The following is an 11,070-nucleotide window of genomic DNA, read 5'->3' as shown; positions in this document are numbered from 1 at the left end:
CGTGGGCCGCCCGTCACGCGGCTTTGTCGATCTTCACCCAGAGCGCACTGCCGAGCGTCGAGGAGTTCCTGGCCGCGTAGGCCCATGCCGGCAAGCGTGATGGTGCAAGCGCAAGTGCGATCACGGCTTCGCCGATCCGCTGCGCTTTGCTTCGCGGCAGGCCGCGCACGAACTCACTGACGCTGCCCGGCTTCTCCGCCCTGCGCAAAAAGCTGTCCACGATGTCTTCCCTGAGGAACTTCAGGAGGTTGAATGGCTCCCGCTCGCAAATGCTCAATTGCAGGCCGTGTCGTCGACATACCGCGTCAAACGCGTCCTTCGTCCAGCGGCCAATGTGGTTCGGCGGCATGTCGATGAGCGATCCGTGGCCTTCCATGTAGTGCGTTCGGATATCATTCGGCACGGCGATGAAGACAGAGCCTTGCGCCTTGAGAAGGTATTTCAATCGCGCGAAGACGTCATCCACCCGGTCCATGTGCTCGAACACCTGAAACATGAAGATGACGTCGAAGGCCTCCTTCATCGGGGTGAATCCATCCTCCCGAAGGTCGACCGAGAAGGTCTTGTAGCCTTTCGATCGCAATGCCTGTTGCGCTGCTTCGTTGTAATCGACCGCGTAAATATCGGAGGCGTGAAAGAGTTTGTCCTTGATGTGATCGAGAAAATAGCCAAACCCGGCCCCGACATCGATCGCGGTTTTTCCGGCAGTGCCGAGGCCGTTCAGCTCCTCGATCGTCCTCGCATACTCCCATTTCATGGTTGGATAGGAAGGGTGCGGCGCGGCCAGGTTATAAAACTCGGCGCCGCCCGCGACGAACGGATCTGCAAATCCGAATCCGCAATCGGCGCATTTGCGGATATCGCAGGTGTCGCGGCCCCAGAGCAGCGACAGGTGGCTTATTAACTTTCGCGAGCGATCCGGATACTGGCGCGGACTGACGAAGGATCGAGAGGCCTGATCTGCGGTCACTTCAAACAGTTTGGCAGTTGATCCACTGCCGCATGCTGGACAGGTGCTCATCTCTCCTGACCTCATTCAGGTCTTTCGGTGGAAAGTGGTTGCGACCAATTGTCTCGTCATCCTTCAAATGAAGGTTGGCGGAGCGCGAGGTCCGGGGCAGTGGACAGGGGAGGCAGGCCGCTCGCGGCGCGAAGGCGCCTTCGGCTGCGCCGATTTCCTACTGCCAGAATCTGTCACTGGCCTGCGCTAGGTCTTCTTTCAGGGCATTTTTACTGAGAGGAAGACGATGAAAACCCAGAGCAACGGCCAGGCGCTGCAGATCGCCAATACCTACATCGAGGCCATCGCCAGCAGGAGCGTGGATACGATTACTTCCGTGTCGGCGGACGACGTTGTTTGCACGTCGCCACGCGGGCGGATCGCCGGCGTGCAGAAGTTTCGCGAATTTCACGAGGGTTTCGCCCGCATGATCAAGAAGGTCACGGTTCTCGCCGTCTACGGCGACGATGATCAGGCTGTCGTCGTTTACAGCGCGGACACCCATCCGGTTGCCAACGCCGTCGTCGCGGAACTCCTCAAGGTGAAGAACGGCAAGATCGCGTCGACCGAAGTGATCTACGACGCGACTCCATTCGCCGCCTACACGGCGACCGTCCAACCGCACTAAGGCACGATCGACCATGAAACGGATTCAATATTACAGCTACGGCGGCCCCGAAACGATGAAGCTCGAAGCCTTCGAGCCGAAGGCTCCGGGGACCGGCGAAGTCGCGGTCAAGGTCAAGTTCGCCGCCATCAATCCCATCGATTGGAAGGTGCGCAATGGCTATCTCAAAATGGTGACGGGGAGGAAATTTCCGCGCGCCATGGGCAGCGATTTTTCCGGCATCGTGACCGCTGTCGGCGCTGGGGTCACGCGCTTCAAGATTGGCGATCCCGTATTCGGCATGGCGCAGATAAAGCATGGCGGCGCGCTTGGCGAAGCCGTCATCGTCCCCCAAACCTTCGTCGCCATGAGGCCGGATTCAGTCTCGTTCGAGGACGCGGCTTGCCTGGCTACGCCGGGGGTCACCGCATGGAACGGCCTCGTGGACAAGGCTGCCCTGAAATCCGGCAGCCAGGTGTTCGTCAACGGCTGCACCGGCGCTGTCGGCGAGGCCACGGTGCAGCTCGCAAAGATGTTCGGGGCGACCGTCGCGGGGACATGCAGTGCGCAGGCGATGCAGCGAGCCCGTGACTTGGACGTCCAGCCTCTCTTCGATTATCGGGCCGCCGATCTGTCGAAGATCCGTGAACGCTTCGACGTGGTGTATGACACGGCGGGAACGATGGCGGTTGCTGCCGGGGTTGGCCTGCTTCGCGAAGGCGGCGTGTATCTCGATATCAATCCGGCGCCAATCAAGTTCATCCGTGCGATCTTCAACCGGAAACTCAAGCCGATCGTCTGCACCGCGCGGGCTGATATCCTTGACGGCCTTGCCGCCGCTTCGGCGAATGGAAAGCTGCGCTTGCCAGTCGCTGAGACCGTGCGTCTGAACGATGCGATCCCGCTCATCGCGGCGCTTGAAGCCGGGCACAAGCTCGCCGGAAAGGCTCTGGTGGCGATGTAAATGCCGTCGGGGCCAATGAGGCGACGCAGCCACTCAAAGCCCCGCCGCCGTCGCCCGCGATGCCTTACTGCCATTTTTTGGCAGGATTCGTGCTAGACTTGGTCTATGTCGAAGAGCCAGCGATTATTCGACCTCATGCAGATCTTGCGACGGCGCCGCACCCCGGTGTCGGGCAACGACCTTGCGGCTGAGGCGGGTGTGTCGTTGCGAACGATTTATCGCGACATCGCCGACTTGCAGGGCTTGGGCGCACAAATCGACGGCGAGCCTGGCTTTGGCTACGTCTTGCAACCCGGCTTCCTCCTTCCTCCCCTGATGTTCTCGGAACAGGAAATCCAGGCCTTGGCGCTGGGCGCCCAATGGGTATCTCGCCAGACCGATGATGAGTTCGCGTTGGCGGCGCGCGACGCGCTCGCCAAAATTGGAGCGGTCCTCCCCTCGGAGCTGCAACACAAGCTGGACGACAGTGCCTTTCACGTGGGGCGCAGGCCGAAGCAGCCCGAAGCCGTCGACCTTCGCGTCGTGCGGCAAGCCATGCGCGACCAACACAAGCTTTCCATCGTGTATCGCGACCCGCAAGGCGCGAAGACCACGCGGATCATCTGGCCAATTGGCGTCGGCTTTTTCGATTCCCGGCGCATCATTGCCGGCTGGTGCGAAATGAGGAAAGACTTCCGTTCATTCCGGGCCGATCGGATAGAAAAGATCAAGCTCAGGACGGAACGCTATCCCGGTCGCCGGCGCGATCTCGTCAAGCAATGGCGGGCTCAAGTCGACGCGGAACGTCGCAAGACTCTCGGCTGATCTCACCACCAGGTCCGACGAGCTATCACCTGCTGGTGCGCTTCACCATCGCCGGCGTGAGGGCCGCCTGACGCCTCCCGGGGGTAGGCGCGGGCGCCGAAAATGACCGCGCCTGCCAGGCTCGAACCTTAATTCGTGACCGGCGCCGCCTTGCGGACCAACACTTCGTTGCCCGCCCGGCTGATTTCAAGCGCACGTGGCTGCTGGGACGTTGAGAGAACAACGCTTTGGCCTGGCGCAAGAACAGAGACTACGCGGATTGGCGTTCCCGTCTCGCCCTGAGCAAGGGTCGTCACGACATGGAACCCATCGCGCTCAACGGTGTAGTAGGCGACGCCGGACACCCCGCCGAGATCGATGCTCTTTGCCTGAATTGGCCTGAGGCTGTCTGCATGAGCGGTTCCAAAGGCGGCTAAGACTAGTGTGGCGGCTAAAAGGCTGCTGCGGATAGACATGTTGATCTCCTTTAGCTGGGCGGGGGGCCACGCCCTCCGTTCCCTTGCCACATAAGATGGAGGGCCTATGTTCATTGATCAAACAGATTGGATCGATGATGGGTATCGATGCCGTCAATCTAAGCCATCTCGACCTAAACCTGCTGGTCCACCTCGATGCCTTGCTTCGCGAACGTAGCGTCACGCGAGCTGCGGGCCGTGTAGGCATTGGTCAGTCGGCGATGAGCCACAACCTCGCCCGCCTGCGTGACCTGTTCGGCGACGAGCTTCTGACGCGCGGGCCCGACGGCTTGCGCCTCACCCCTCGTGCAGTGATGCTGGTAGAGCCGGTGCGGGCTACGCTGTCTCAAATCCAAACGATTGTCTCACGCGACGACGCATTCGATCCAGCGACGGCAGAGCGGACCTTCAGGTTCGGCCTCCCAGACAGCATGGAAATCCTGGTCCTTCCCGTTCTCCTCGCACGCCTGCGCAAGGTTGCGCCTGGCGTCCATCTGCGGCTCTACAACATCGACTCGTCGAGACTTCTGGATGATCTCGATGCCGACGAACTAGACCTCGCTATTGGCTATGACGTCTTTCCTCACGGCCAGATCCACCACAAGCGGCGTCTGCTGTTCAACGAGAGCTATCTGTGCATGTTCAACGCGGAGATAACGGGCATCACCGACGCCCAAATCTCGCTCGAAGATTATGTGCGGTTACCTCATGTTCTCACGAGCCTGCGGCCGGGCCGGACTGTGCGCGGCGTGGTAGACGACGCCCTTGAGAAACTAGGATTGCGGCGGACGGTTGTCCTGACCACGCCTCGCTTCCTACTGTCCCTGCCTTGGTGGCACGCGCACCTGTCGTCGTGACAATGCACGCGCGGCTGGCTCGGTTGTTCGCCACAGAACTCAAGCTTAGCCTGAGCCAGCCTCCGGTGGATTTGCAGGACGTAGCTGTTTCACTGCTCTGGCACGCTTCCTACGATCACGATCCATCTCATGCGTGGCTGCGTCAGATCTTGGTGGAATTGGTCTCCGAGCTTTGAGCTGGCCGCCACCCGGTGTGGAGTGGTGCCGACTCCACAGGCCGCATGTCGCCTTTTGGCCCCTTAGCAGACGTCCACCGCTCTGCGGGGTGCCGGCTTTTGGACCCAAAGCCGACGTTTCGGATCCGCGTGGGGAAGGTTGATTTAGATCAACAAAAGCGCTGCGGCATTGTGACTGGGGTACGCGTCCACAGGGTTCTGACATCTCCATGAGGGAGCTTGCAATGACCCGTACCCGTGACATCTCCAAATCAGAAAGCCGCCTACTAAGCCGCCGCAACTTGCTGCTTTGCGGCACCGCGCTCACTGCCGCTTGTTTGCTGTGCGCGCCGGGAACAACCAGCCTCGCGCAGCAGACCACCGGCACGCCGGGCTCACCCGGGGCCACCACGACGATAGATGGAAAATATCTTCCGCGCCGCCACCGAAGTTCGGCGGCGAGATCAACCTTCAGGCCAGCCAGTCGAAACCGTATTGGCCCGCCCGCGTGGTGCCGCCCAAGGGTGCCCCCAACGTGCTCCTGATCATGACTGACGACCAGGGTTACGGAGTTTCGGGGACGTTCGGCGGCGTCATCCCGACACCTGCGATGGATCGCATTGCGCAGATGGGGCTACGCTACACTCAGTTCCACTCCACGGCACTTTGCTCGCCGACGCGAGCGGCGCTGATCACGGGCCGCAATCATCACGCGGTGGGGTTCGGCACCATCTCGGAGCAAGCGACCGGCTATCCCGGTTACGACAGCATCATTGGACCGGAGAGCGCCACGATCGGCACGATCCTGAAACAGAACGGCTACGCCACCTCCTGGTTCGGCAAGAACCACAATACGCCGAGCTATCAGTACGGCGTGACAGGACCGTTCGATCAATGGCCCATCGGCATGGGCTTCGACTACTTCTACGGCTTCTTGGGCGGCGAGACCGACCAGTGGACGCCGTACCTGTTCCGAAACACCACCCAGGTTTTCCCCTGGGTCGGAAACCTCCGCTACAATCTGACCACGGACTTGGCGGACGACGCGATCGCCCACCTGCGACAGCTCAATGCGGCTGCACCGGATCAGCCGTTCTTCCTCTATTACGTGCCCGGCGGCACCCATTCGCCGCATCAGCCGACCAAGGAATGGATCGACAAGTTCAAGGGCAAGTTCGACATGGGCTGGAACGCCCTGCGCGACCAGATTTTCGCCAATCAAAAGCGGCTTGGCGTCATCCCCGAGAACACGCAGCTCACAGCGTGGCCGGACGACCTGCAGAAGTGGGATGCCTTGACGGCCGATGAGAAGAAGCTGTTCGCGAGGCAAGCCGAAGTGTTCGCCGGTTATGCCGCCTACACCGACCACGAGATCGGGCGCGTGATCCAGGAAGTCCAGGACCAAGGCAAGCTCGACGACACGCTGATCATCTACATCAGCGGTGACAACGGCACGAGTCCGGAAGGCACCACGCGCGGGACTCCCAACCAGTATACCGCTTACAACGGCATATTGGATGTTCCGATCGCCGAGCAGTTGAAGGCGTATGACGCCTGGGGCTCGTCCGCCACCTATCCGCACATGGCGGTGGCCTGGTCGTGGGCTTTCGACACGCCATTCAAGTGGACGAAGGAGGTCGCGTCGCACTTCGGTGGCACCCGTCAGGGCATGGCGATCTGCTGGCCGAACCGTATCAAGGATGCGGGCGGCATCCGCACCCAGTTCCACCACATGATCGATATCGTGCCGACCATCCTTGAAGTAACCGGCATTCCGGCGCCGCTGATGGTCAACGGCGTTGCGCAAAAGCCGATTGAAGGTGTCGGCATGACCTACACCTTCGACAAGTCGAGCGCCAACGTGCCGTCCGCGCGAACGACGCAGTACTTCGAGATGTGGGGTAACCGCGCCATCTATCACGACGGCTGGATCGCGGCGACAACGCCACCTGCGCCGCCATGGCTCATGGGCACCGCCAAGATGCCCGCGGACGTGGTCAACGGCTACAAGTGGGAGCTTTACAACATTGCCGAGGACTACTCGGAGAGCAATGATATCGCTGCCAAGATGCCTGACAAGCTGCGCGAGTTGCAGGAGCTGTTCTTGGTGGAAGCGACAAAGTACAACGTGTTTCCACTGGATAACTCTGTTCTTCAACGCGCCATCGCACCAAGGCCAAGCGCGACCGCCGGTCGGAACACTTTCACCTACTCGGGTGAGTTGTCGGGTATCCCCACAAGCGATGCACCCAGCATCCTGAACAGGTCCTATACGATCACCGCGGAGCTCGACATTCCAGGCGCGGGCACAACTGTTGGGCGTACGGGCCCACAGGACAGCAGCGAAGGGATGATCGTCACCCTCGGCGGCCGCTTCGGCGGCTACGGCCTGTATCTGCTCAAGGGCAAGCCGGTGTTCGTCTATAACTTGGCCGACCTCGAACGCTTCCGCTGGGAAGGCAAGGACGCGCTCACGCCGGGCAAGCACACCATCGTGTTCGACTTCAAATACGATGGACCCGGCTTCGGCAAGGGCGGCACGGGTGTCCTGAAGGTGGACGATAAGGAGGCTGCAACCAACAAAGTCCCGCACACCCTTCCATTCATCATGTCAATTGACGAAACCTTCGACGTGGGTGTCGATACCCGTACCCCCGTTGCCGACAAGGACTATCAGGTCCCCTTCCGCTTCAGCGGCAAGATCGACAAGCTCACCTTCAAGGTCGGGCCGGTGCAGCTCACCAGCGACGAGCATCAGATCATTCGGCACGCGCGCGCCGGCGCGAACAACTGATGCCACGGCAAATCCGGCCGGGCGTCCCTTTCTCGGGGCCCGGCCGGAGACCTTGGCAATGTCCGCTGATGGGCACTTTCGGAAGTGGTCCGACCGTCTGACGATGTCCGTTCACGGGGCAAAAGCGGAAGTCTCTATTGAACGCCCCAAGGTCCGTTGATGGACCCAACTCGGACATGGCGGGCGTGGTAGAAAGGCGTGAACTTAGTCAGTGACGACCCTGACCAATCCGCCCGCGAAAATCGGCTACTTTGGAATGCGGGCGTTTCATTGTCGACGGTCAAGGGAGGCGTCCGGGAGCAATAAGGTGAAGGCTGTTCGTTTGCTGACGAGGCGACGACGTCTTCTTCTGAAAGCGGACATTTCGGGACTAATGATCAAGGAGCCCGCATGATGTCGGTTCGCGAACCCATTCTCAAGCCCGTTGCGATCGCAGACCTGCGGCCGACCCAGATGACCGTCGGCGTTCGGGAGGTCAAGGAGAAGCGCAAGCGCTGGCGTGATGAGAGCAAAAAGAAAGGAGCCGAGTTTCTAGGCAAGCATATGATCCCGGTCGTGCTCGGCCCGGAGGACCGCCACTACGTCATCGATCATCACCATTTGGCGCGGGCGCTGCATGACGAAGGCGTCGAAGATATAATGGTTACCGTGGTGAAAAATCTCAGGTCCCTGGAGCCCGACTCGTTCTGGTTCGTCCTGGATAATCACAGTTGGATGCATCCGTACGACGACGAGGGCCGCCGGCGCCACTACAAGGATTTGCCGAAGACCGTGGCCGGGCTCATTGACGATCCGTTCCGCTCGCTGGCGGGTGAACTGCGACGCGCCGGCGGGTTTGCCAAGGACACGACGCCGTTCAGCGAATTCTTGTGGGCGGATTTCTTGCGTCGACGGGTCAAGCGCAAAACCGTTGAGAGCCACTTCGAGGACGCCCTCGAGCGAGCCCTGGAATTGGCCAAAGACGAGGAGGCGAGCTACCTGCCCGGCTGGTGTGGTCCCGTCTTGGAGGATTGAAGGCATGCCCATCCAGCACGAGAAATTCGCAAGCGTGTCAAAGATACCCGACGAGCCTAACCGGCCCGGTGAGAGAGGCTAACAGACAGCGGCATCGACTAGAGGAAAGAGCAGCTCATGGCGCATGCAGAGGCCGATCGCACACTGAGCCATCTGAATCACGAGCTCATCGCGTCGCTGAACGACTTCCACGATCCGAGCCAAGAGTGGCGCCGCCTCTTCTCGGAGCTGCTCGGAACGTTCTTCCTCGTCCTGGTGGCGGCCGGTGGCGGCATGATGGGGCAGGCCTTTCCCGGCACGATCAGCCGTGCCGCTGCGGTCGTCGCACCCGGTATGATGGTGATGTCGATCATTCTCTTCATGGGCAAGGTGTCCGGCGCTCACCTCAATCCCGCAGTCAGTATCGCGTTCTCGCTGCGTGGCGACTTCCCATGGCGTCGCGTGCCGGGATACATCGTCGCGCAGTTGATCGGCGCGACGCTCGCGGCACTGTTCCTGCACGCGGTGATCAACGTGTCGGCCAGCTACGGGTCGAACTATCCCGCGTCGGGATACTCCGCGTCCGATGCGTTCCTGATGGAGGCCGTGCTGACGCTCGGTCTCGTCAGTGTCATTCTCGGCACGGCTTCCGGCGCCCAGAACATCGGGATCTTCGGCGCAATCGGCGTCGGCGCGTACATTGCGCTCGCCGGGCTGTGGGGGAGCCCTATCTCGGGAGCGTCGATGAATCCCGCGCGCACATTCGGCCCGAGCTTGGTCGCAACCGACTTCACGAGTTATTGGGTGTATGTCGCAGGCCCACTCGTGGGTGCGGTTCTCGCAGTGGGTGCAGCATTGGTGCTCCGCGGTGCCGGCGGCGGCCGCGCAGGCTCAGGTGCGGCACAGGGAAGCCTTTTCACCGAAGTCGAGCACCCGGAGAAGGGGTGAGGCGCAGGCTCAGAGCTAGTCGCTTAACCGGTCAGAAGTGAGAGAAACCCCAAATTCGAGAGGGACAAGAGCCGATGGGTCACGAACTCTCGCTGTTTGTGGGGACTTTCGCGACATTGCTCGCGATAATAAATCCGTTCGAGGTGCTGCCGGTCTATCTGAAGATGCTGGAAGGCAGGGACCCCGCCACACATCGCCAGGTGGCATGGAAAGCCAGCTTCTATGCGCTGCTGCTATGTCTCTTCTTCTTGATCTTCGGAACGCTGATCCTACGCTTGTTCGGCGTGCCGCTGAGCATGGTCCGCATCGTCGGCGGGATCATCCTGATGAAGATCGGCTTTGAGCTATTTTCACCATCCGCTTCCGGTGGCGTGATTCCGGCCGGTGGCGCGAAACAGGGCGGCAACATAGCCTTCGTGCCGCTTGCGATGCCGCTGATGTGCGGACCGGGCGCTATCGCCACCATCCTCGGCATGACTTCGACGATCAAGCAATCATCGGCGGAACTAGCCTCTTTCGTGGCGATCGTCGTGGCAATTTTCGCGACGATGGTCGTCACCTACCTGTGTCTGGCCTATGCCGGCAAACTTGTCGACAGACTCGGCGCAATGGGCATCGATGCGATCACCCGAATAGTTGGCTTCTTCGTCTCGGCGATGGGCGTTGCGCTAATCTTCGACGGCGTCATCGAGGCATTGCAGACGCATGGTGTGACGGTTCTGCATTGAACTATCGACCTTGCGCTTGCCGACGAAGGCGACGTGCCGTTCTGGTTCTCGGCCAGTACGCGAGTCTCGCCGCGGTGCCCGCCACCCCGGAGCCGGGCGGTGCCGATGCAGGGCTACTACTACAGCGGCGACGCATCGGGCAGCACTGCGCCTCGCTTCCTCACTGTCCCTGCCTTGGTGGCACGCGCACCTGTCGTCGTGACAATGCACGCGCGGCTGGCTCGGTTGTTCGCCACAGAACTGAAGCTTAGCCTGAGCCAGCCTCCGGTGGATTTGCAGGACGTAGCTGTTTCACTGCTCTGGCACGCTTCCTACGATCACGATCCATCTCATGCGTGGCTGCGTCAGATCTTGGTGGAATTGGTCTCCGAGCTTTGAGCTGGCCGCCGGCGTGGAGCGGTGCCGACTCCACAGGCCACATGTCGCTTAGCAGACGTCCAGCGCTCTGGGTCAATGCCGGCTTTTGGGCCCAAAGCAGAAGTCGCCGTTGAGACCAATCATTGCCCGCAATCCATCGGTCCGTCGGCACCTCACGCTCATGTGTCCCCGGCGAGGCCGCCATTTCTATTGAATTACGATCGTAATTTAATATTGTGACCGTAATGGCATCGAGCTGAGCCGCTGTTGGGCGGCGGCCGGGTGCCGCCCAACAGCTCCTAGTACCCGGAATCAGAGCTGAGTGATACGGCGGCCTTTGAAACGGCGTTGACGGACCTTTTTCTTGGTCCAGACGAAGGGCTCGGCTCTGTCGTTGTATGCGTTGAC

The 11,070-nt window shown here is 60.8% G+C and carries 8 protein-coding genes and 3 pseudogenes; 9 read left to right on the top strand and 2 right to left on the bottom strand.

Going from position 1 to position 11,070, the window contains the following annotated elements:
* Positions 1-13: 13 nt before the first annotated feature.
* Positions 14-970, bottom strand: a complete 957-nt coding sequence (locus tag QJT78_RS35205; RefSeq protein WP_028148645.1) for a class I SAM-dependent methyltransferase — start codon at positions 968-970, stop codon at positions 14-16.
* Positions 971-1,247: 277 nt separating this feature from the next.
* Between QJT78_RS35205 and QJT78_RS35200 the strand changes: the two genes are divergently transcribed.
* The 3 genes from QJT78_RS35200 to QJT78_RS35190 all read left to right on the top strand — a co-directional run bounded on the left by QJT78_RS35200 (position 1,248) and on the right by QJT78_RS35190 (position 3,375).
* Positions 1,248-1,628 (top strand): nuclear transport factor 2 family protein, encoded by a 381-nt coding sequence (locus QJT78_RS35200; protein WP_028148646.1) that lies wholly within the window; start codon positions 1,248-1,250, stop codon positions 1,626-1,628.
* Positions 1,629-1,641: 13 nt separating this feature from the next.
* Positions 1,642-2,571, top strand: a complete 930-nt coding sequence (locus QJT78_RS35195) for an NAD(P)-dependent alcohol dehydrogenase (protein ID WP_028148647.1) — start codon at positions 1,642-1,644, stop codon at positions 2,569-2,571.
* A 105-nt stretch (positions 2,572-2,676) separates the two neighbouring features.
* Entirely contained in the window at positions 2,677-3,375 is a 699-nt protein-coding gene (locus tag QJT78_RS35190; protein ID WP_028148648.1) for a YafY family protein, read from the top strand.
* A gap of 128 nt (positions 3,376-3,503) precedes the next feature.
* Here the strand turns inward: QJT78_RS35190 and QJT78_RS35185 are convergent, their stop codons facing one another.
* On the bottom strand, positions 3,504-3,830 hold the full coding sequence (locus QJT78_RS35185) for a hypothetical protein (protein WP_038944591.1): 327 nt from the start codon (positions 3,828-3,830) through the stop codon (positions 3,504-3,506).
* 98 nt (positions 3,831-3,928) lie between these two features.
* On the opposite strand from QJT78_RS35185, the pseudogene QJT78_RS35180 reads away from it, so the two are divergent.
* From QJT78_RS35180 to QJT78_RS35155, 6 genes and pseudogenes are all read left to right on the top strand, one after another.
* Positions 3,929-4,863, top strand: a pseudogene (locus QJT78_RS35180) (LysR family transcriptional regulator).
* A gap of 224 nt (positions 4,864-5,087) precedes the next feature.
* Positions 5,088-7,636, top strand: a pseudogene (locus tag QJT78_RS35175) (arylsulfatase).
* Between the two features lie 390 nt (positions 7,637-8,026).
* Positions 8,027-8,650 carry a ParB-like protein gene (locus QJT78_RS35170; protein WP_028154300.1) on the top strand — a complete coding sequence of 208 codons (624 nt, stop codon included), beginning with the start codon at positions 8,027-8,029 and terminating at the stop codon, positions 8,648-8,650.
* A gap of 117 nt (positions 8,651-8,767) precedes the next feature.
* Positions 8,768-9,577, top strand: coding sequence for an aquaporin (locus QJT78_RS35165; protein ID WP_038945575.1), 810 nt, complete (start codon positions 8,768-8,770; stop codon positions 9,575-9,577).
* Between the two features lie 74 nt (positions 9,578-9,651).
* Positions 9,652-10,305 carry a MarC family protein gene (locus QJT78_RS35160; protein WP_038945574.1) on the top strand — a complete coding sequence of 218 codons (654 nt, stop codon included), beginning with the start codon at positions 9,652-9,654 and terminating at the stop codon, positions 10,303-10,305.
* A gap of 144 nt (positions 10,306-10,449) precedes the next feature.
* A pseudogene (locus tag QJT78_RS35155) lies at positions 10,450-10,683 on the top strand (LysR family transcriptional regulator); the annotation flags it as partial.
* Positions 10,684-11,070: the final 387 nt, after the last annotated feature.

Source organism: Bradyrhizobium sp. Mp27 (assembly GCF_029953005.1).
GTDB classification, from domain to species: Bacteria; Pseudomonadota; Alphaproteobacteria; order Rhizobiales; family Xanthobacteraceae; genus Bradyrhizobium; species Bradyrhizobium barranii.
This window is presented reverse-complemented; position numbering and strand designations above follow the sequence as displayed.

Bases quoted from the DNA above. Each gene is read 5' to 3' on its own strand.
- QJT78_RS35200 (WP_028148646.1), top strand. From the start codon at position 1,248: ATGAAAACCCAGAGCAACGGCCAGGCGCTGCAGATCGCCAATACCTAC.
- QJT78_RS35195 (WP_028148647.1), top strand. From the start codon at position 1,642: ATGAAACGGATTCAATATTACAGCTACGGCGGCCCCGAAACGATGAAG.
- QJT78_RS35190 (WP_028148648.1), top strand. From the start codon at position 2,677: ATGTCGAAGAGCCAGCGATTATTCGACCTCATGCAGATCTTGCGACGG.
- QJT78_RS35185 (WP_038944591.1), bottom strand. From the start codon at position 3,830: ATGTCTATCCGCAGCAGCCTTTTAGCCGCCACACTAGTCTTAGCCGCC.
- QJT78_RS35170 (WP_028154300.1), top strand. From the start codon at position 8,027: ATGATGTCGGTTCGCGAACCCATTCTCAAGCCCGTTGCGATCGCAGAC.
- QJT78_RS35165 (WP_038945575.1), top strand. From the start codon at position 8,768: ATGGCGCATGCAGAGGCCGATCGCACACTGAGCCATCTGAATCACGAG.
- QJT78_RS35160 (WP_038945574.1), top strand. From the start codon at position 9,652: ATGGGTCACGAACTCTCGCTGTTTGTGGGGACTTTCGCGACATTGCTC.